22 protein-coding genes are annotated in these 19,270 nt (G+C 49.2%); 7 read left to right on the top strand and 15 right to left on the bottom strand.

All coding sequences use genetic code 11. The features are described from left to right. Nucleotides 1-485: 485 nt before the first annotated feature. Nucleotides 486-947: a nucleoside deaminase gene (locus tag ACYZZ0_RS14825; protein ID WP_461537412.1), complete on the bottom strand. Its 462-nt coding sequence runs from the start codon at nt 945-947 to the stop codon at nt 486-488. 70 nt (nt 948-1,017) lie between these two features. Beyond that, complete coding sequence (locus ACYZZ0_RS14820; protein WP_461537411.1) at nt 1,018-1,632, bottom strand: YbjN domain-containing protein; 615 nt, start codon at nt 1,630-1,632, stop codon at nt 1,018-1,020. A 35-nt stretch (nt 1,633-1,667) separates the two neighbouring features. Between ACYZZ0_RS14820 and ACYZZ0_RS14815 the strand changes: the two genes are divergently transcribed. Both ACYZZ0_RS14815 and ACYZZ0_RS14810 read left to right on the top strand, forming a co-directional pair. Continuing rightward, a complete protein-coding gene (locus tag ACYZZ0_RS14815) occupies nt 1,668-2,513 on the top strand; it encodes a nuclear transport factor 2 family protein (protein ID WP_461537410.1) in 846 nt (281 codons plus the stop codon). A 70-nt stretch (nt 2,514-2,583) separates the two neighbouring features. Next, nucleotides 2,584-3,177, top strand: a complete 594-nt coding sequence (locus ACYZZ0_RS14810; RefSeq protein WP_461537409.1) for a DNA-3-methyladenine glycosylase I — start codon at nt 2,584-2,586, stop codon at nt 3,175-3,177. Between the two features lie 2 nt (nt 3,178-3,179). On the opposite strand, the gene ACYZZ0_RS14805 is transcribed toward ACYZZ0_RS14810, so the two are convergent. Next, nucleotides 3,180-3,623 (bottom strand): hypothetical protein, encoded by a 444-nt coding sequence (locus ACYZZ0_RS14805; RefSeq protein WP_461537408.1) that lies wholly within the window; start codon nt 3,621-3,623, stop codon nt 3,180-3,182. Between the two features lie 7 nt (nt 3,624-3,630). Continuing rightward, nucleotides 3,631-4,329 (bottom strand): SIMPL domain-containing protein, encoded by a 699-nt coding sequence (locus ACYZZ0_RS14800; protein ID WP_461537407.1) that lies wholly within the window; start codon nt 4,327-4,329, stop codon nt 3,631-3,633. A gap of 152 nt (nt 4,330-4,481) precedes the next feature. On the opposite strand from ACYZZ0_RS14800, the gene ACYZZ0_RS14795 reads away from it, so the two are divergent. Together ACYZZ0_RS14795 and ACYZZ0_RS14790 are read left to right on the top strand one after the other, a co-directional pair. Beyond that, nucleotides 4,482-4,934: a YaiI/YqxD family protein gene (locus ACYZZ0_RS14795; protein ID WP_461537420.1), complete on the top strand. Its 453-nt coding sequence runs from the start codon at nt 4,482-4,484 to the stop codon at nt 4,932-4,934. Between the two features lie 106 nt (nt 4,935-5,040). Continuing rightward, entirely contained in the window at nt 5,041-6,606 is a 1,566-nt protein-coding gene (locus ACYZZ0_RS14790) for a long-chain-fatty-acid--CoA ligase (protein ID WP_461537406.1), read from the top strand. A gap of 57 nt (nt 6,607-6,663) precedes the next feature. Here the strand turns inward: ACYZZ0_RS14790 and ACYZZ0_RS14785 are convergent, their stop codons facing one another. Then, entirely contained in the window at nt 6,664-7,680 is a 1,017-nt protein-coding gene (locus ACYZZ0_RS14785) for an adenosine kinase (protein ID WP_461537405.1), read from the bottom strand. Between the two features lie 76 nt (nt 7,681-7,756). Beyond that, nucleotides 7,757-8,560 carry a glutathione S-transferase family protein gene (locus ACYZZ0_RS14780; RefSeq protein ID WP_461537404.1) on the bottom strand — a complete coding sequence of 268 codons (804 nt, stop codon included), beginning with the start codon at nt 8,558-8,560 and terminating at the stop codon, nt 7,757-7,759. 141 nt (nt 8,561-8,701) lie between these two features. Here ACYZZ0_RS14780 and ACYZZ0_RS14775 point away from each other — a divergent pair, with 141 nt between their 5' ends. Next, the gene (locus tag ACYZZ0_RS14775) at nt 8,702-9,253 is read left to right on the top strand and encodes an RBBP9/YdeN family alpha/beta hydrolase (RefSeq protein WP_461537403.1); all 552 of its coding nucleotides are present in this window, start codon (nt 8,702-8,704) and stop codon (nt 9,251-9,253) included. Nucleotides 9,254-9,312: 59 nt separating this feature from the next. On the opposite strand, the gene ACYZZ0_RS14770 is transcribed toward ACYZZ0_RS14775, so the two are convergent. The 9 genes from ACYZZ0_RS14770 to ACYZZ0_RS14730 all read right to left on the bottom strand — a co-directional run bounded on the left by ACYZZ0_RS14770 (nt 9,313) and on the right by ACYZZ0_RS14730 (nt 16,731). Continuing rightward, nucleotides 9,313-9,744, bottom strand: a complete 432-nt coding sequence (locus ACYZZ0_RS14770; protein ID WP_461537402.1) for a F0F1 ATP synthase subunit epsilon — start codon at nt 9,742-9,744, stop codon at nt 9,313-9,315. Nucleotides 9,745-9,802: 58 nt separating this feature from the next. Next, on the bottom strand, nt 9,803-11,179 hold the full coding sequence (gene atpD, locus ACYZZ0_RS14765) for a F0F1 ATP synthase subunit beta (RefSeq protein ID WP_461537401.1): 1,377 nt from the start codon (nt 11,177-11,179) through the stop codon (nt 9,803-9,805). A gap of 29 nt (nt 11,180-11,208) precedes the next feature. Continuing rightward, a complete protein-coding gene (atpG, locus tag ACYZZ0_RS14760; RefSeq protein ID WP_461537400.1) occupies nt 11,209-12,069 on the bottom strand; it encodes a F0F1 ATP synthase subunit gamma in 861 nt (286 codons plus the stop codon). Nucleotides 12,070-12,163: 94 nt separating this feature from the next. Beyond that, nucleotides 12,164-13,708, bottom strand: coding sequence for a F0F1 ATP synthase subunit alpha (gene atpA / locus ACYZZ0_RS14755; RefSeq protein ID WP_461537399.1), 1,545 nt, complete (start codon nt 13,706-13,708; stop codon nt 12,164-12,166). Nucleotides 13,709-13,922: 214 nt separating this feature from the next. Then, nucleotides 13,923-14,456, bottom strand: coding sequence for a F0F1 ATP synthase subunit delta (locus ACYZZ0_RS14750; protein WP_461537398.1), 534 nt, complete (start codon nt 14,454-14,456; stop codon nt 13,923-13,925). A 12-nt stretch (nt 14,457-14,468) separates the two neighbouring features. Next, nucleotides 14,469-14,939 (bottom strand): F0F1 ATP synthase subunit B, encoded by a 471-nt coding sequence (locus ACYZZ0_RS14745; protein ID WP_461537397.1) that lies wholly within the window; start codon nt 14,937-14,939, stop codon nt 14,469-14,471. Between the two features lie 132 nt (nt 14,940-15,071). Next, a complete protein-coding gene (gene atpE / locus ACYZZ0_RS14740) occupies nt 15,072-15,326 on the bottom strand; it encodes a F0F1 ATP synthase subunit C (RefSeq protein ID WP_461537396.1) in 255 nt (84 codons plus the stop codon). A gap of 71 nt (nt 15,327-15,397) precedes the next feature. Then, nucleotides 15,398-16,273 carry a F0F1 ATP synthase subunit A gene (gene atpB, locus ACYZZ0_RS14735; RefSeq protein WP_461537395.1) on the bottom strand — a complete coding sequence of 292 codons (876 nt, stop codon included), beginning with the start codon at nt 16,271-16,273 and terminating at the stop codon, nt 15,398-15,400. A gap of 59 nt (nt 16,274-16,332) precedes the next feature. Continuing rightward, nucleotides 16,333-16,731, bottom strand: coding sequence for an ATP synthase subunit I (locus tag ACYZZ0_RS14730; RefSeq protein WP_461537394.1), 399 nt, complete (start codon nt 16,729-16,731; stop codon nt 16,333-16,335). Between the two features lie 344 nt (nt 16,732-17,075). Between ACYZZ0_RS14730 and ACYZZ0_RS14725 the strand changes: the two genes are divergently transcribed. Together ACYZZ0_RS14725 and ACYZZ0_RS14720 are read left to right on the top strand one after the other, a co-directional pair. Further along, entirely contained in the window at nt 17,076-17,618 is a 543-nt protein-coding gene (locus tag ACYZZ0_RS14725) for a cupin domain-containing protein (RefSeq protein ID WP_461537393.1), read from the top strand. Between the two features lie 107 nt (nt 17,619-17,725). Further along, nucleotides 17,726-19,255, top strand: coding sequence for a hypothetical protein (locus ACYZZ0_RS14720; RefSeq protein WP_461537392.1), 1,530 nt, complete (start codon nt 17,726-17,728; stop codon nt 19,253-19,255). The last annotated feature ends 15 nt before the right edge of the window (nt 19,256-19,270 follow it).

Genomic DNA, 19,270 nt, shown 5'->3' with positions numbered 1-19,270 from the left:
ATTGAATTGATCGAGTGATTATCCAAAGACGAATCTTTAAACAACACTTGCTTCGATGAAAATCTTTTATTCATCCATTACAAGCAAGTGCCCACACGAATTACTTGATTATCTTGTTAAAGAACAGCTTCCGAAGAAGTTTTCGCTGATGCTTCAGAGTGCGTCACCCCGTTCAGCGAGGCCGCTATCTTACCGCGACCGTTTTTGTTGTCAAGCACTGTGTTTGGCAGCGCCTGAATCAACATCCGGTCACTCAATGATTCGTTTCGAATCAATCAACGTGGCCGGTCAATGGAGGGCGCATTCTACAGCGTTTCGATGCTCTGTCAACCGGAACTGAAATCAATTCAATTCGAAGTGGTTAACCACCGGGTCGCTGCGAAGCGGCCTCACAAAGAGCGGCGAATTATAGGGCGTTATGCTCAGGATGCAAGGGGTATTTATACAAATACCGGAACATTCTATTAAAAGTCGGTGACCGCCTATTAAGAGGGGTGCGGCCAGAAGGAAAGGTGCTGCTCACTAGCTACTTCTTCCTTTAAAGGGCCAATCACTTCCGGCCCCTTGTGGCTACGCTCAAACAGTTCACGACAATGCACTTCCATTCCGGGGCCAGCAATATCCTGCAGCGTTGCAGCTGGACAAGCATAGACAACCCGGGATATGCCCGCCCAATAGATAGCACCCGAGCACATGGGACAGGGTTCAGTACTGGTATACAGTGTTGACTGTTTTAGTTCTGTCAGCGAGAACCTGCTACTGGCATTACTCACCAGGTTCAGTTCTGCATGACGAGTCACATCTCTATCTGTATGGACGGTGTTTTCTGCTTCCAGAACGATCTGACCATCACGCACCAGTACAGCACCAAAAGGATGGTTTCCTTTTTCTACTGCCTGACCGGCCAATTCGATTGCCCGCATAATAAAAGGAGTATGCTCACTCACAATTCTGCTCCCCACTGAGAATTTCTCCACCAGTATATGAGAGCCCTATATAGACAGCTGCTTTTTTATATTAATGAAGCAACTGGTTTTCGCGACGCAATGCGGCTACATCACCAGCTTCATTGCTTTCATCACCATTAAACAGGTAATGCAGTTCCTTACATTCAGCAATAATTTGCTGCTTGGCGTATAAGGCAGATTCAAGGTAGTTGGCAAACTGGCTATAGGTAACACCCTGAGCTGTCAGTAACGACTGGGACATAACAAACAATGGTGTGCCGTCATCAACAACATCCAGAAACAGCTTCATTGTGGGGAAGGTCATATTCAAGCGACCCAGGTCAGCCGCAACGGCCAACACTGTTGAGTTGCGAATATCCAGTTCGGTAGAAAAGATAATGCCGAACGGTTCCAGAAACAGCCGGCTGTCGACCACGCCTTCCAGTTCCTGCAAGGCATCAATATGCAACCCGTTGCACTGGTCGCACTGCCAGGATCCATACCCTGCCTGCTTCACCCACGCTTCCAGTGAAGCCATATCCGGTACAACAAGCTCATTCATGGCTTTCACCCTGTGATACTGAAATTCCTGAAGGCGGCACGATACGCTATCTGAAACAAACTGGCGAGTGGCGTTAGCCAGCTTGCAGCACTCCTGTTCTGAACCATACTGCTTAGGGATCATTTATGCCCTGTCAGCGTCATTAAAGGTATATCACCATGCAAGCAGCTATAGATCGTTTTAATGCCAAGCTTATCCGCTGTATGAACACACGGGATACCGCAGGCATCAAAGCCCTGAATATGCAGGACGACATTACGGGCTGGGGGTTATATCCAAACGATATTCATGAGCATATCGATACCATCGATATGAAGTTCGACTCTTATAAAGCCCAGATAGAATCTACCAAGGCTGAGTCGACACCTGTTTTAGCTCTCTGGAATGACAAGGCTGTCTGCCTGGTATGTGACTACAGCATGACTCACACACTGCAGTCCGGCCAAACCCTGTCACAACCGGATTTACGCCTGAGCTGGTTTCTGTGTATAGAAGGTGGCGAGCTTAAGATTCGTCACGGTCATCTCAGTCAGGGTGTACCCCGTTCTTTTAATTGGACAGGAGAAGACATCCCGGCCCGGTTTACCCCTGATACAGGTTCTCCTGACCGGCTAAGCGGTAATGATCTGGTTCCGTTTCAGGAGCAACTCGATAAACGGACTCAGGGATTTGCGACTAAGGACATCGATCTGCTGTTATCTCTGAACAGTTATGACAGTGCACTGTACTGGGGACCGCTGGATCAGCCTGTAATTACATCAAAAGAGGAACACCTGAATCGAATTCAGGACGTTGTAAAACAGACTGATAGTGTCATTTTCTCCCAGCCTGTTGTTTTTCAGCGTGGTACTTTGGCTTGTATGACAGCTTACGCCACTATCACCTGTAAAGAAGCAGGCCCGGTATCGCCTGTGAGAACCACTTTCTTTTTACAGCAAGAACCGGGTGGCCAATGGCTGACACACCATGGACACTTGTCGGTTCCGATTCCTCAACCTGTTTAACCCTGAAGTTTGCACGACGGTTTGATTCGATTGCATGATAAGCACCAGGGTTACATATGAGTCTGCAACAATGACAACAACAGAGAGATGCCCCTGGTGCAGTAACGATGAACTGTACCAACGTTATCACGATAAAGAGTGGGGTGTTCCCACCACTGATGACGGCAAACTGTTTGAGTTCCTGATACTTGAAGGAGCCCAGGCCGGGCTGAACTGGCTTACTATTCTTAAAAGAAGAGAGGGTTATCGTCAGGCTTTTGCTCAATTTGATCCTGTACAGATAGCCAAATTTGATGAATCAAAACAGGCCGAGCTACTGCAAAACCCGGGGATTATTCGCAACCGGCTGAAAGTAGCCAGTGCAATAAATAATGCCAAAGCCTTTCTTGAGATCCAGCAAGAGCATGGCCGTTTTGCCCACTATCTATGGCAGTTTGTTGATGGACAGCCGATACAGAACCAGTGGAAGACGTTAAAAGAAGTACCTGCACATACTTCTATATCAGATGCACTAAGCAAGGATCTGAAAAAACGGGGTATGTCATTTGTTGGTAGCACCATTATGTATGCTTACATGCAGGCAATGGGGCTGGTCAATGATCATCTGGTCAGCTGCCCCCAGCACGACACTTGCCGTAAGCTTGGGGACAGCTTCAAGCTATAACTTTACTGTTGCTGGAACTGACAGACAGGCACACACATGGTGATGCAAGCCATGCCGGGCTGATGCCGGCACGGGGAGGCACAGCCGTTAAACTTGCCACCCAGTGCTTCACAGGTCTGGAGCGACATAAACTCACATTCCTTATAGTCCTCTCTCCAGACACCCTGAGAACTTTTGAGACACTGAATAACACGTTGCGGGCCAGTAACCCTATATAAAGGAGGATCAGTCTCCTTTATATCGACCTGACTCAAAACACCCTCAGCCCCCAGTCGCTCAAGCTGAACCCTGAGCTCATCAGGAGATACGGTTGAGCCAACCAGCTCCTCTGTGACCTGCTGGCTGATTGAGGGTTGTGTATTTGCACAACCGACCAGGCTCATAAACACACCAGCCAATAGGGCAGTACAGTAGAACTTCATTCGACTGCTTATACAGCTATTCATCGGTCCATTAGTCCTTAATTAGGAAAACTGCAGATACATTGGCCTGACAGGTTAAATCACCGGACTGGTATGAAGGGGCACCACCCGCATCAGCAGCCATGGCCAAACCTTCCATTCGGGAATAAGCAACAGGATACCCTCCGCCAAGGCTGGCAGAATAAATCCGGTCAATCTTGACCTCATAAGCTTTGGCCATTTGCTGTGCTTTCTGACGTGAATTCTGGATGGCAGCATCAAGTGCCTGCTGCTGACAAAGCGCACCACCATCGCTGAAGCCATAATTTACGTTGTTAATCGTAGTCGCTTTTTGTCTGGCTACGGCCTCGAGAATGTTGTCCATTACTTCAAGGTTGGATACTTCGAGCTCGACAATTCTTGTGGCGCGATAGCCTTCCTGATGGCGCTCATTGTTCTTATATTCATAATGGGGCTGCAGTTGCAGAGAGCCCGCATCAATACGGCTCAGTCCGGAGCGATGCGCTTCCAGTTCGGTTAACAGCATATCAACCGTCTGATCGACCTGACGCTTGGCATCAGCACCGGTCTCTTCAGTCCGGCGTACTTCAACATGAACCGTTGCCTGATCGGGTGGAAGGCTGGCTTCTCCCTTACCACTGACATTGAAATGAGCACCCGGCACGGCTTCCTGTGCCATAACACCTGTCGTCAGCGCTGACGCTAACAAAAACATTGTCGCCTTTTTCATTGCATACCTTCCGCATCATTTTCTTCGCATGATCTGCACCTGATTGTATCTCAGGCCAGGACCGGAAAACTTGACCAAGCGGTCTAAAAGTCGTGATTATGGGCCATAAATTTTATATCGATCTTGCAAGCTGGCTCAGGGAGTTCTTCATGCTGCATATCTGGGTAGATGCAGATGCCTGTCCGAATGTTATCAAAGACATTCTGTTTCGTGCGGCCGAGCGCACTCGTACTCCGTTAACGCTGGTTGCCAACCAGTATATTCGTACACCACCTTCCAAGCTTATTAAAGCAGTTCAGGTTGCCTCCGGGTTTGATGTTGCTGACAACCATATTGTTCAGCAGGCTCAAGAGGGTGATCTGGTTATTACTGCCGATATTCCGCTGGCTGCCGAGGTGATTGAGAAAAAAGCGCATGCCCTTAACCCGAGGGGGGAGTTTTACACTCCGGAGAATATTCGCCAACGGCTGAATATGCGGGACTTTATGGAACAGCTTCGCAGTTCCGGTGTGCAAACCGGAGGGCCTGCACCACTGGGTAAAAACGATCTTAAAGTCTTTGCAGATGCACTGGATCGTTTTCTGACCCGTCATAAAAAGAAATAACGCTCTCAGATCAGGAGAAAAACATTGTCATCTTAAAAGCTGTATTCAGTACCCCATAACAATAAAAACCTGAACCCAACAAGAAATACAAAAATCAGGACTTACAATGCGCTTAACTCAGGCAATTGAGCATAATGCTCAGGTTCGTGCCAATGAAACATCGACGCTGTGCAACGGCCGCAGCCACACATGGTCAGAAACCCGCAACAGAGTAGCCCGGCTGGCCAGCGGGCTACAGCAGGCAGGACTAGAGAAGGATGATCGTGTCGCTATCTTGTCTTTGAACTCTGATTATTATTACGAGTCATTTTTTGCTATCCCCTGGGCCGACGGCATTATTGTTCCGCTGAATATCCGCTGGTCTGTTCCTGAGAACATCTATGCATTGGAAGATTCGGGTAGTCGCTTTCTGATTATTGACGACACTTTTCTTTCAATAGCAGAACAGATTCTGGAGCGTACAGAGCAAGATATCACCCTGATTTATGCCGGAGAAAAAGAAACACCTGAGGGCATGTTATCGCTGAACCAATTAATTTCAGATAACGAGCCTGTTACCTGCTCCGGTCGGTCTGATGAAACACTCTGCGGAATTTTCTATACCGGTGGAACAACCGGCTTTCCCAAAGGCGTGATGCTGTCTCATCAGGCACTTTGGAGTAGCAGTGCAACCAGTATCACTAATTTTGATCTGGCCGGTGGCAACAACGAACTTTACCTGCATGCAGCCCCGATGTTTCATCTGGCCGATATCTGCATGTCTTACACCTCAACCCTGAGTGGTGTAGCTCAGGCTTTTATTCCTGCATTTACACCGGAAGGTACCATTCGGGCCATTGAAAAATATAAAGCGACCTACGCCCTGCTGGTACCCACCATGATATCCATGGTGATTGCTGAGCCGGCACTGGACAGTGCTGATCTGTCTTCTCTGAAAACGGTTATCTATGGTGCATCGCCGATTACAGAGTCAACGCTTAAAGTCGCCATGAGCAAGCTTCCCGGCGTTGGTTTTTATCAGGCCTACGGGCAAACAGAAATGGCTCCGATTGTTTCAGTACTACGGCCCGAGCATCACATACTGGAAGGAGAAGGCTCTAAATACCTGCGGTCTGCCGGTCGTCCATCATTCAGTGTGGATGTCAGAATTCTGGATGAAAATCATAATGAAGTGCCACAGGGCTCCGTAGGCCAGATCGTGGCCCGGGGGCCCAATAATATGCTCGGTTACTGGAACAAACCGAAGCAGACAGCCGAGGCCTTGGTTGATGGCTGGGTTCATACCGGTGATGCCGGCTATATGGATGAGGAAGGCTTCATCTATCTGGTTGATCGGGTCAAGGACATGATTGTGTCCGGTGGCGAGAATATTTTCTCGGTCGAGGTCGAAAATGCTGTTGCCAAGCATGATGCCGTACACGAAGTGGTGGTTGTCGGTATTCCTTCAGAGGAATGGGGCGAACAGGTTCATGCCATTGTACGACTGATGCCAGGTGAAACGGCTTCGGAAGATCAGCTAAAAGAACACTGCAAGGAGTGGATTGCAGGGTATAAATGTCCGCGCAGTATTGAGTTTCGCGATGAACCCTTCCCAATGACCGGGGCGGGTAAAATACGAAAAGTCGACCTCAGGGCTACTTACTGGAAGGATCAGGAGCGACAGGTTAATTAACTTCTGGTCAGCCACACACTATAAAAAAGCCGTGCATACGCACGGCTTTTTCAATCATCAGCAGTTTACTGCCGTTTTCTGTTGTCCCAGCACAGTGTCACGAATAACCAGATGCTGTTCGCACTTCAGGCGAGGACCATACCCGGATACCACCGCACCCGCAGCAGCACTGGCCAGATCACCCGCCTGTTGGAAGCTGTAGCCTGCAGTAATACCGTAAAGGAAAGCACCTGCGAACATATCGCCGGCACCATTAGTATCAATAGCTTTGACTTTAGCTGCTTCTACCTTCAGAACTTCAGTACCGTCATATACCAACGCACCTCTGGCACCCAGAGTAATAGTGAAGGTTTTGGCTATCTTTTTCAGTGACTCGATCGCTTCATTCAGGTCACGGGTTTCACCCCAGTGCAGCGCCTCTTCTTCATTGGCAAAAATCAGATCAACACCATCGCCAATCATTTCTTCCATTCCCGGGCGGAAGAATTTCACCATGGAGGGATCAGAAAGGCTCAACGCTGTTTTAACACCATGAGCTTCAGCATGCTTGCGAGCTTCTACTGCAGCAGCACGGCCACAGTCAGAAGTCACCTGATAGCCTTCGATATAAAGGTATTGGGAGTTTTGCAGTGCTTCTTTATCGAGGTCGACAACACTGACCGTTTCGCTGGCTCCAAGAAAGGTATTCATGGAACGTTCAGCATCAGGGGTGATCAGTACAAGACATTTGCCGGTTATCCCTTCGTCGCGCAGACCGCGGGTCTCAACACCGGCATTGTTCATATCTTCAAGGAAGAAGTCGCCATTATTATCTGTAGCGACACGGCAGGAATAAAAAACGTTACCACCAAAACAGCTGGCAGCAATGGCTGTATTTGCACCGGATCCACCACATGCTCTGTTATATGCAGAACAGTCGCCCCCAATTGCAGCTACCAGTTCATCGCGTCGGGACTGATCTACCAGTGTCATCAATCCTTTTTCGACATTGTTGGCTTGGAGAAAGGCGTCACTAACCTGTATCTCGGTATCCACCAACGCGGCGCCAAGTCCGTAGACGTGATATTTTTTCATGTATCCGGGAATATGTGCGTTTTTAAAAAGCAATTTTGCCCGAGATGGGGGTAGGATGCCAAGGTTAGCACCCACATTAATGGCAGTATAAAGGCGGATCCGAAATCGGTTTTTCAGGTGCCGGTAACATAGCCTTCTTCGGTGTCAGCCAGCTTTCATTATTTCGCAGAGAAGATAAATAGAGAATTTCGAAATTATCCACAACAGATTTTCGTACCGCCGGTAATGCGAGAACTCTGCTTTGCCACTTCTTTATCTGTTCAAAATTATCAATCAGATCAATACCTTGAGATCTTGAAATAATATCTACCCGCATAAGAAAGGGTGCCCATGCGGCATCAACCAGGGACATTTCGCCCTCGAAAGGCGGGAGCTGGCTCATTCTCGATTCTATCTTGTGCAACCAGTCACTGAGTTCATAAATTGATTCCCGTGCTTCGTCTCTTGAGCTGGCGCGGCTGATTCGGTAGAGGTAACTGTTTGCAGTTGAAGCCTTACCTGCCATAACCCGATACAGTGCTTTCAGGGAAGGGTCATCAGGATACATGGAAGGTTTTGGATACTGTTCATCCAGAAATTCATTAATAACCTGGGATTCTGTCAGTACCTGATCTCCTGCAATTAAAACCGGCACCTGGCCGTCAGGGTTGATATCCAGAAACCAGTCCGGTTTATTGCGCAGATCAATCCACTCCACTGTATGTGGAACATGCTTGTGATTCAGCACCACCATAACCCGCTGGGCAAAAGGGCACAGGTTATAACTGACAAAGCGAAGGCTCTGCTCTTCATTCTTGTTTTCTTCTGCCTGAGCTGCTGATAGAAACAGTCCTGATAACAATAAAGTCAGTGCAATCTGCAATAAGCGGTTGGGCTTCATCAATCCCTTCACCTCACCAAAGTGTTAACTTCAGCTTAGCAGCAGAGACTAAATACAACCTTTACACTGCTGAGTATGCATCTATAAATCGAAACAGCCTTATTTAAAGCTAACATCTCTCCCAGCCTGAGTGCAGCAGATATGAAAGTTATCTTTATTCACGGGAACGGTGGCTGTACCGCCGAAATGCACTGGTATCCCTCCGTTGCTCAGCAACTGGAAGCCGCCGGGCTTGATGTCGTTCTAACAACCTTTCCAGATAACAAAGTCGCTCATATGAGTGTCTGGATACCTTTTCTTCGGGATGAGCTGGAAGCAGGAGACGATAGTATTCTGGTGGGCCACTCATCAGGTGCCGTAGCCTCTATGCGCTTTGCCGAGCAATACCTAATTGTTGGCAGTGTACTGGTGGCAGCCTGTTATACCGATCTGGACGATGAAAATGAAAAAGCCGGTGGCTGGTATGACAAACCCTGGGACTGGCAGCAGATAAAACAGAACCAGCAGTGGATTCTTCAGTTTGCTTCAACCAACGACCACTGTATTCCAATCTCTGAAGCACGTTTTGTTGCCAAAGCATTGAGTACTGAATACTTCGAATTTAACGACAGAGGACACTTTTCAGGCAGGGAAGGACATAACTTTGAATTTCCGGAATTAACCCAGGCATTACTGGAAAAGATACAGCCATAAAAAAACCCGCCAATAAGACGGGTTTTTTACTGCAAAGCAATACAAAGACAGTAGCTGTCTTATCGCTTGCCAAGCTTCTTGCGAACAGCCTGCAAGGTTCTGAGCTGGGCAGCAGCTTCAGCCAGACGTGCAGCAGCACGGCTGTAGTCAAACTCGCCATTCTGGTTGGCCAGTTCCTGTTCAGCACGCTTCTTGGCTTCTTCGGCAGCCGCTTCACTCATGTCCTCTGCACGCAGAGCTGTATCAGCCAGTACCTTCACACTGTTAGGCTGTACTTCAAGGAAGCCACCAGAGAGATAGAAAATCTCGTCTTCCTTATCATTCTGACAGATCAGGCGAATCGGACCTGGCTTCAATTCGGTCAGCAGCGGTGCGTGGCCCGGGCAGATACCCAGATCACCTGAAGCACCGGTGGCGACAACCATCTCAACCAGCCCGGAGAAGATTTCCTCCTCGGCACTTACAATATCGCAACGGACTGTAATCGCCATATTTTACCCCTGTATATCAGGCGTCATGGCGGGTGAACGCTTCACCCGCCATCCGCAATTACATGTCTTTGGCCTTTTCTACAGCTTCGTCGATGCTGCCGACCATGTAGAACGCCTGTTCCGGCAGACTGTCGTACTCACCGCTCAGGATGCCCTGGAAACCACGGATGGTTTCTTTCAGGGAAACGTACTTACCTGGAGAACCGGTGAAGACTTCCGCTACGAAGAACGGCTGGGACAGGAAACGCTCGATCTTACGTGCACGGGATACGGTCTGCTTGTCTTCTTCAGACAGTTCGTCCATACCCAGAATCGCGATGATGTCTTTCAGTTCCTTGTAGCGCTGCAGTACAGTCTGTACGCCACGAGCAACATCATAGTGCTCCTGACCGATTACCAGCGGATCCAGCTGACGAGAGGTGGAGTCCAGCGGGTCGATCGCCGGGTAGATACCCTTGGAAGCGATGTCACGGCTCAGTACTACAGTCGCATCCAGGTGCGAGAAGGTAGTCGCAGGAGACGGGTCAGTCAGGTCGTCCGCAGGTACGTATACAGCCTGGATGGAAGTGATAGAGCCAACCTTGGTAGAGGTAATACGCTCCTGCAGAACACCCATCTCTTCCGCCAGAGTAGGCTGGTAACCTACCGCAGAAGGCATACGACCCAGCAGCGCGGATACTTCGGTACCGGCCAGAGTGTAACGGTAGATGTTGTCTACGAAGAACAGTACGTCACGACCTTCGTCACGGAACTTCTCAGCCATGGTCAGACCGGTCAGCGCTACACGCAGACGGTTTCCTGGCGGCTCGTTCATCTGACCGTAAACCAGGGCAACTTTGTCCAGTACGTCGGATTCCATCATCTCGTGATAGAAGTCGTTACCTTCACGAGTACGCTCACCCACACCGGCAAACACAGAGAAACCACTGTGCTCGATCGCGATGTTACGGATCAGCTCCATCATGTTTACGGTTTTACCTACACCGGCACCACCGAACAGACCAACCTTACCACCCTTGGCAAACGGGCAGACCAGGTCGATTACCTTGATACCGGTTTCCAGCAGGTCGTTGGACGCTGCCAGTTCGGAGTAGCTAGGCGGCTCACGGTGAATAGAAGCACGCTCTTCTTCACCAATCGGGCCTTTCTCATCAATCGGAGTACCCAGAACGTCCATGATACGTCCCAGGGTTTTAGTACCTACCGGCACCTGAATCGGGGAACCGGTGTTGGTTACGCTCACACCACGGGAAACACCTTCGGTACCACCCAGTGCGATAGAACGCACGACACCATCACCCAGCTGCTGCTGGACTTCCAGTGTCAGATCCTTGCCGTCTACTGTAAGTGCGTCATACACTTCAGGCACGGACTCGCGCGGAAATTCTACATCGACAACAGCGCCGATGATTTGAACGATACGACCGCTACTCATGCTGTTTCCTCACCCTTATCTGAATATTTTTAGACGGCCGCCGCGCCGCTTACGATCTCGGAGATTTCCTGGGTAATCGCCGCCTGACGCGCCTTGTTATACACCAGCTGCAAATCATCGATCAGGTTGCCGGCGTTGTCTGTGGCGCTCTTCATGGAGACCATTCGCGCAGCCTGCTCACAGGCATTGTTTTCAACTACCGCCTGATACACCTGGGATTCGATATAACGAACCAGCAGACCGTCCAGCAGATGCTTGGCGTCCGGCTCATACAGGTAATCCCAGCCTTTTTTCAGTGACTCATCTTCATCCGGTACCAGCGGTAACAGCTGCAGCACCTGGGGAGTCTGGGTCATGGTGTTAACGAATTCGTTGTGAACAACGAACAGACGGTCGATATTGCCTTGTTCATAGCTGTCCAGCATGACTTTTACACCGCCGATCAGGTCAGCAATATTAGGCTCATCGCCAATATGTGTCAGTGCTGCAACAACATTGCCGCCGTAACTGCGGAAGAAGGAAACGGCCTTGCTGCCGATCAGGCAAAGATCAATCTCTGCACCCTGATCACTCCATTCCTTCATATTCTCTACAGTCTGCTTGAACAGGTTGGTGTTCAGGCCACCACACAGACCGCGGTCACTGGATACGATGATATATCCGACCTTTTTAACTTCACGTTCTTCCATGAAGCTGTGCTTGTACTCAGCACGGGCATGAGCCACATGGCCCACAACCTGGCGGATACGTTCGGCATAGGGACGGCTGGTCTGCATCCGGTCCTGAGCCTTACGCATTTTGCTCGCCGCCACCATTTCCATGGCGCTGGTGATTTTCTGCGTACTTTTAATGGACGTTATCTGCGTCCGTATCTCTTTTGCGCCTGCCATTTCGTTATCCTCAGCTGCAAGCTGTAAGGTTCGTTGCAGGTTGTCGTTTTCTATATAGAAGACACTGAACCTGCAACGAATGACTTACGGCTTATTACCAGGTCTGGGTGGCTTTGAACGCTTCAATTGCTGCCTTGAGGCCTGCTTCAATTTCACCGTTGTAATCGCCGGCTTCATTGATACGAGCCATCAGTTCGCTGTGCTCGGAGTTGGCATAGCTCAGCAGTGAGGCTTCGAAGTCGCCAACTTTCTTCAGTTCAACGTCTTCCAGATAGCCTTTTTCAGCTGCAAAGATAACCAGACCCATTTCAGCAACAGACAGAGGCGCATACTGCTTCTGCTTCATCAGCTCGGTAACGCGCTGACCGTGCTCCAGCTGTTTACGGGTCGCTTCATCCAGGTCAGATGCAAACTGGGCAAATGCCTGCAGTTCACGATACTGAGCCAGAGCCAGACGAATACCACCGCCCAGCTTCTTGATGATCTTGGTCTGGGCTGCACCACCTACACGGGATACAGAGACACCGGCGTTCATAGCAGGACGGATACCCGCGTTGAACAGGTCGGTTTCCAGGAAGATCTGACCGTCGGTAATGGAGATTACGTTGGTCGGTACGAACGCAGATACGTCACCGGCCTGGGTTTCGATGATCGGCAGTGCGGTCAGGGAGCCGGTCTTGCCTTTCACTTCACCGTTGGTGAACTTCTCAACGTATTCAGCGTTTACACGCGCTGCACGCTCCAGCAGACGGGAGTGGAGGTAGAATACGTCACCCGGGTAAGCTTCACGGCCCGGCGGACGCTTCAGCAGCAGGGATACCTGACGGTATGCCCAAGCCTGCTTGGTCAGGTCATCATAGATGATCAGGGCGTCTTCACCGCGGTCACGGAAGTATTCACCCATGGAGCAACCGGCAAACGGAGCCAGGTACTGCATTGCAGCAGGGTCAGCAGCGCCGGCCGCTACGATGATGGTGTTTTCCAGTGCACCGTGCTCTTCCAGCTTGCGTACTACGTTGGCGATAGAAGACTGCTTCTGGCCAATCGCAACGTATACACAGGTAATGCCGGAATCTTTCTGGTTGATGATGGCGTCAACAGCCAGAGCGGTTTTACCGGTCTGACGGTCACCGATGATCAGCTCACGCTGGCCACGACCAACCGGTACCATGGAGTCAACCGCCTTGTAACCGGTTTGTACCGGCTCATCAACGGACTGACGGGCGATTACGCCCGGTGCTACTTTTTCAATCGGAGAGGTCAGTTTGGTTTCAACCGGACCTTTACCGTCAATCGGGTTACCCAGTGCGTCAATTACGCGGCCCTTCAGTTCAGGACCAACCGGTACTTCCAGAATTCGACCGGTACATTTAACGCTCTGGCCTTCCTGCAGGCCCTTGTAGGAACCCAGTACTACTGCACCAACGGAGTCTTGCTCCAGGTTCAGCGCCATACCAAAAACGCCGCCAGGGAATTCAATCATTTCCCCGTACATAACGTCGTTGAGGCCGTGGATACGTACGATACCGTCAGAAACGCTGACGATAGTGCCCTCGTTACGGGCTTCGGATGACACTTCAAGGCTCTCGATTCGGCTCTTGATGATGTCACTGATTTCAGAAGGATTCAGTTGCTGCATGGCGGTTCTCTATTTTTTGCCGTGGCAGAAACGTTCACGGCTCAGGGCAGTGAATGGTTTCTGCACATAGCTGTAAGCGCTCAAGACCTTTTGCCTGCCCCCGAGATTATGACTGTCTCGAGGTGGCGGTGTATTACACACGCTCTCAGCGGCTTGTATTCCAGGGATTAACAGTTATTTGGTCAGTGTCTTTTGGTGCACTGACAGCGACGCCTCAGGCGTCGACTGCTTCTGCCAGCTTATGCAGCTTGCCCCGGATACTGCCATCAATCACCAGATCTCCGGCCTTGATGACGAGGCCTCCGATCAGGTCGCGATCCTGCTCGAACTGCAGGTTCACTTTGCGTCCCAGGCGCTTGCCCAGTTTTTCCGCCAACTTGTCCTGACTGGCAGAGTCAACCGGATAGGCCGCTGTCACGTTTACGTCTACGCTCTGCTCATGCTTGGTTTTCAGCAGCTCGAACTGTTCTGAAATATAAGGCAGGAGCGGCAGACGGCCATTTTCAGACAGGGTATGAATAAAATTCTGTCCCTGCTGGTTCAGGCTATCGCCACAGATTTCGATAAAAGCGCCAGCACGCTGACTGCTGGTCAGTGCCGGATTACCCAACACCTGTTGCACGGTTTCGTTCCGCCCCACCGCTGCGCTGACCGACAGCATGTCGGCCCACTCAGCAAGGACACCGGCCTCAAGTGCATATTCAAACGCCGCCCGGGCATAAGGTCTGGCAACGGTGGTCTGTTCCATTGGTACGCCCCGTTACAGTTCTGCGGCAAGCTGGTCAATCAGCTTGCTGTTAGCGGCCTGGTCAATTTGCTGACCCAGAATTTTTTCTGCACCAGTGACTGCAAGTACTGCAACCTGGGCGCGAAGTGCTTCACGGGCACGGTTGGCTTCCAGCTCAATATCAGCCTGGGCAGCTGCCTTGAGTCGTTCGCCTTCTTCTCGAGCCTGGTTTTTTGCTTCTTCTACAATCTGAACAGAGCGACGGTTCGCTTGTTCGATGATTGCCTGAGCCTGCTCTTTGGCTTCGCGCAGTTCACCGGCAGCTTTTTGCTGTGCCAGTTCCAGATCAGTACTGGCGCGGTCAGCTGCGGCCAGACCGTCAGCAATTTTTTTCTGTCGATCGTTCAGCGCCTGCATCATTGGTGGCCATACATATTTCATGCAGAACCACACAAAGACGGCGAAGGCTATCGTCTGACCAATCAGGGTTGCATTGATGTTCACGCCAACACCTCGTGTTTCAGTTAATGTCGTTTACTCTCAAAGCAGAGTTCTGGCAGTGACTTGATCGATTATTTCTCTGTAAACAGGATTCACAGTTTTTAATGGACTTCACTGCCAGACATTAACGTCTACTTATTTCACCAGATCAATGAACGGGTTAGCGAAGGTGAAGAACAGAGCGATACCTACTGCGATCATCGGTACGGCGTCAAGCAGACCAGCAACGATGAACATTTTGGTTTGCAGCATTGGCGAGATTTCTGGCTGACGTGCAACGCCTTCCAGGAATTTTCCACCCAGCATGCCGAAGCCGATAGCTGTTGCCAGAGCAGCCAGACCAAGCATTACTGCTACGCCAATTACAGTCAGACCAACTACAAATTCCATATTTCCTCCCGACTTTTATATGTCGTGTGATGGTGTCAGATAAAAAAGTTTATTTACGGGTTATCAGAGACTTAATGATCTTCATGCGCCATGCTTAGATAAACAATGGTCAGTGTCATAAAGATATAAGCCTGCAGGGTAATGACCAGAATATGGAACACCGCCCAGCCAAAATGCAGGGGAAGCTGTAAATAACCGATCAGGGCAATCAGAATAAACAGCAGTTCACCAGCATACATGTTGCCAAACAGACGCAGTCCGAGAGAGATCGGCTTGGCAACCAGGGTTACAAATTCCAGCAGGAAGTTGAACGGCACCAGAATCGCCTGAACCACTTTGTTCGGGCTGTTAAACGGGTGCAGTGTCAGCTCGCCTACAAATCCACCAATTCCTTTGATCTTGATGGAATAGAAAATAACCAGTAAAAACACGCTCAACGACATCCCCAGAGTGATATTGGGGTCGGTTGAAGGTACGACCTTCATATAAGGAATGCCAAGCAGTGCCGACAGGCCAGGGATCCAGTCCACAGGAACCAGGTCCATCAGGTTCATCAGGAATACCCAGACGAAAATAGTCAGAGCCAGTGGTGCAATCAGCCCACTCTTGCCATGAAAGGTATCCTTAACACTGCCGTCTACCATTTCGATAACGGTTTCAATGGCATTCTGCAGTCCACCGGGAACGCCACTGGTAGCTTTCTTGGCAACACTGCGGAACAGGATGACAAAAATGGCACCCAGCAGAATAGACCAGAACATGCTGTCCAGATGAATTGCCCAGAACCCCATCGCTTTAGCTTCAGCTGCACCATGGGCAATGGTCCAGGTGGGCTCGGTTACGATCGAGCCGTCATACCGCTCAAAACCTTCAGGCAATTTGCCATACGTCAGGTTTTGCAAGTGGTGCACTATATATTCGGTTGCTGTCGGATTTTCACTTGCCATGCTTATTCCAGCTTCAGTTTTTTAATCGCTCATAACCGATCACGAAGACCGTTGCGTCGTTATCGGAGGGCTACCCGCTGCTGTGGTCGTCTTACCTTTAATAAAAAAGGCGCTACCCAGTAAACGGCCTGTCCAAGCATGAACATGCCAAACAACACCGGAGTATTGAGTGGTTTGACCTGAGTAAAAACCAGAATAAAAGCAGCGATTGTCAGCAGAAACTTGCCTGCTCCGCCTTTATAAAAAGAATTGATAATCTCTTTGGCAGCACGTGCACCAGTGTAGCGGAACGTTTGTCTCACCATCCATATGTTCGGAACAACACATATCATTCCACCTAGCAGGGCAGAGTATGCGGCAACATGGCCTGCGGGAAGCAGAATAGCCGCAATAATCACTGTCATCACCGCCTGCACGAATACCACTCTGTATACAGGTGGCTTCTGCAAATGAGGCATCTGCATAATTCCTGAGCTACCTCCCTGATTGCCACTCTCCTGGGGGCATATCAGTTGTGTGTTCTCTCTAAGCTTCTTATTGCTTTACTCTGCCATTCTTTATTTGACGGCGTTGCGGCCGGCATTATATGAGTATTACTGCTTATATTCAATACCGGCAATACTAAACCTGTCTGTATAAATGCAAATTTCTGCGCGATACAGTTACGAATCAAACAAAAACACAGCATGCTGCCACAGCTATGCTACCTTGTTTTACTGACTATCAAACAAACCCCAACCGGCGCCGGCCGCGGTATCCCCGACAATTAATCACCACAAACACAATTGAGGATGCTACTGCTGTGGATGTAGGCACTCGACTGAAAGCCCTGCGAATAAAGCACAATTTATCCCAAAGGGAACTGGCAAAACGTGCAGGTGTAACCAACAGCACCATTTCCATGATTGAAAAAAATAATGTCAGTCCATCGGTCAGTTCATTAAAAAAAGTGTTGGACGGTATTCCCATTTCAATGGTGGATTTCTTTTCCATGGAAGTAGAAGAGACCAGTCAGGTAATTTATTCCCGTGAAGATATGATTGATGTGGGTGCCAGTGGAATAACCATGAATCTTGTAGGGAAATCATTTCCCAATCGAGCCATGTCATTTCTTGAAGAAATCTATGAACCGGGTGCTGGTACCGGAGAAGAATTGTTAAAGCATGATGGAGAAGAAGCCGGGATTGTGCTGGAAGGGCAGATTGAAATAACCATTAATGGTGAGGTGTACCGGCTTTCTGCAGGGGAAAGCTATTATTTTGAAAGCACTAGGCCCCATCGTTTTCATAATGCATCATCTGAGTCTTGTCGTTTGATTAGTTGCACCACACCTGCTGGTTTTTAGACTAACCTGTCTATCTTTCACTTCTGTATTTCTTTTTTGTATTGGACTGGGCTGTCAGCTCAGTCTTTCTATCATTTTGAGTACAAAGCACTAACACGAGGTTACTAATGAGTAAGTCAAACGTGTTATCAGTTTTTTTCAGGAATTTTCTCCAGCCAGTTTCAATAACTCTTTCTCTTTTCCTGCTATTCCTTTCCAGCAATACTTTCGCAGTCATAACAGCAGCCAAAATAACAGAGCTGTCAGCTCCGTCTATGGATAAAGCCTCCTTGTCTCTTACAAAAACAGACGAGCCCGTATCAGGTATTGTTTCTCAGCAATATTCCTTTCTCTACAACCATTCAGTTCTTGCAGAATCCGGATTCCAAGCTTCAGGTACAGAAGGCACTTTAGAAAGTTTTTGTCGAGACGTAACACTTCTTAAGCACTCTCAATGGGCTGGAGATACGCTTATTCTTGTCCTGAATTCGTCGGATGGTTGTGCCGGACACCTGCAACCGGAAAAAGTGTACACAGCTTTACTCGAGCTTCTCGGCCATGAAGTGCTGGGAAAAACCTTCGCTTTAGCCACAATTTCCAATCTGCTACCGGAGGTAGCTATGTGCGGCTCCGAGGCTATCACAAAAGCTTTGGCTAAAATGCAAAACGCTTGGTCTCTCATTCAAAGAAGAGACGATGACGAAAACGCAAAAAAAATGCCTGAAATGCAAATAATTGCAGCCTTAAGAGCACTGATCGACCTGCTAGCTTCCCAACACAGTATTTCTCCCAAACATATCTGGATAGCGGGTTATCAGCCCTTTGGAAGAGTTGCACTGCTGGCCAGAGCAATTCCTAGTGTAGATAGAGTGATTCCCATAGCATACGAGCGAAGTGGTCTTACAAACGGACTTAAGCGTGTTATCGGCTCAGGTCAAGTGAAAGAAGGGCTAAGAGCAGTAGCAAAAGCAGTGATTAACAATACTCAAGAAGAAGGAAGTTCTTTCTGGGATAATATCCCTGGAGTCAAGCAAGTCAGAGCCGGAGCCAAGCGGCTTTTAAGTTCCAGTGAAAAGCCTGTACTGCTAGCCCTCCTTGAGCAACTAGAAGATGAGGAGAGAGCTCAGTTCATTCTTGAGGTCACACAACCTTATCACTGGCATGCTCCTGATGTTGTTGAGTTTTCAATGTTATGTACTCACTTCCTCGAGAATTTAGAAGAGCCAGCAGGAGTTGATGGAGAGCACCGTGCAGACTTTCGCATTTATGTACAAAAGCAGGAAGGTGATCTCGATGAACGGGATGTTATTGAAGCGCTCAGGTGCTCTATGTTGCAAAAGCTTACGGAATTAAAAGCACCTTATGATCTTAAGCAAACCTCATCATGGGGTTTTACAAGGACAGCAAGAGTTAAAATACCCAAACAAGACCCTACCTTCGCCAGAATTAGTTTGATGGGCAAAACTAAAGGGGCTACTCCTCTTCCCGATCCAGTAAATAATTCAATTTTCAAGGAAGAAAGCTCTGATGGCTCCTGTCGGGTTTATCAAAGTGAATTCGATAAAGGTATCTATCCCATATACGTGGATGGGCACTATGAATACGAAGGTGTTCAAGGCCGCTTGTCCAGCCAGCTCTTACCTATCGACTCATACTGAATCATGAGAGATGTG

It is taken from the genome of Spongorhabdus nitratireducens (assembly GCA_947387575.1).
GTDB lineage: Bacteria > Pseudomonadota > Gammaproteobacteria > Pseudomonadales > Endozoicomonadaceae > CANDOC01.
The sequence above is the reverse complement of the archived record's forward strand: the minus strand, read 5'-3'. Positions and strand labels throughout refer to the sequence as shown.

Excerpts from the sequence above, each read along its gene's own strand:
- ACYZZ0_RS14820 (WP_461537411.1), bottom strand. The coding sequence starts at position 1,632 with ATGATCCCTAAGCAGTATGGTTCAGAACAGGAGTGCTGCAAGCTGGCT.
- ACYZZ0_RS14815 (WP_461537410.1), top strand. The coding sequence starts at position 1,668 with ATGCAAGCAGCTATAGATCGTTTTAATGCCAAGCTTATCCGCTGTATG.
- ACYZZ0_RS14810 (WP_461537409.1), top strand. The coding sequence starts at position 2,584 with ATGACAACAACAGAGAGATGCCCCTGGTGCAGTAACGATGAACTGTAC.
- ACYZZ0_RS14805 (WP_461537408.1), bottom strand. The coding sequence starts at position 3,623 with ATGAATAGCTGTATAAGCAGTCGAATGAAGTTCTACTGTACTGCCCTA.
- ACYZZ0_RS14800 (WP_461537407.1), bottom strand. The coding sequence starts at position 4,329 with ATGAAAAAGGCGACAATGTTTTTGTTAGCGTCAGCGCTGACGACAGGT.
- ACYZZ0_RS14790 (WP_461537406.1), top strand. The coding sequence starts at position 5,041 with ATGCGCTTAACTCAGGCAATTGAGCATAATGCTCAGGTTCGTGCCAAT.
- ACYZZ0_RS14785 (WP_461537405.1), bottom strand. The coding sequence starts at position 7,680 with ATGAAAAAATATCACGTCTACGGACTTGGCGCCGCGTTGGTGGATACC.
- ACYZZ0_RS14780 (WP_461537404.1), bottom strand. The coding sequence starts at position 8,560 with ATGAAGCCCAACCGCTTATTGCAGATTGCACTGACTTTATTGTTATCA.
- ACYZZ0_RS14775 (WP_461537403.1), top strand. The coding sequence starts at position 8,702 with ATGAAAGTTATCTTTATTCACGGGAACGGTGGCTGTACCGCCGAAATG.
- ACYZZ0_RS14770 (WP_461537402.1), bottom strand. The coding sequence starts at position 9,744 with ATGGCGATTACAGTCCGTTGCGATATTGTAAGTGCCGAGGAGGAAATC.
- atpD (WP_461537401.1), bottom strand. The coding sequence starts at position 11,179 with ATGAGTAGCGGTCGTATCGTTCAAATCATCGGCGCTGTTGTCGATGTA.
- atpG (WP_461537400.1), bottom strand. The coding sequence starts at position 12,069 with ATGGCAGGCGCAAAAGAGATACGGACGCAGATAACGTCCATTAAAAGT.
- atpA (WP_461537399.1), bottom strand. The coding sequence starts at position 13,708 with ATGCAGCAACTGAATCCTTCTGAAATCAGTGACATCATCAAGAGCCGA.
- ACYZZ0_RS14750 (WP_461537398.1), bottom strand. The coding sequence starts at position 14,456 with ATGGAACAGACCACCGTTGCCAGACCTTATGCCCGGGCGGCGTTTGAA.
- atpE (WP_461537396.1), bottom strand. The coding sequence starts at position 15,326 with ATGGAATTTGTAGTTGGTCTGACTGTAATTGGCGTAGCAGTAATGCTT.
- atpB (WP_461537395.1), bottom strand. The coding sequence starts at position 16,273 with ATGGCAAGTGAAAATCCGACAGCAACCGAATATATAGTGCACCACTTG.
- ACYZZ0_RS14730 (WP_461537394.1), bottom strand. The coding sequence starts at position 16,731 with ATGCCTCATTTGCAGAAGCCACCTGTATACAGAGTGGTATTCGTGCAG.
- ACYZZ0_RS14720 (WP_461537392.1), top strand. The coding sequence starts at position 17,726 with ATGAGTAAGTCAAACGTGTTATCAGTTTTTTTCAGGAATTTTCTCCAG.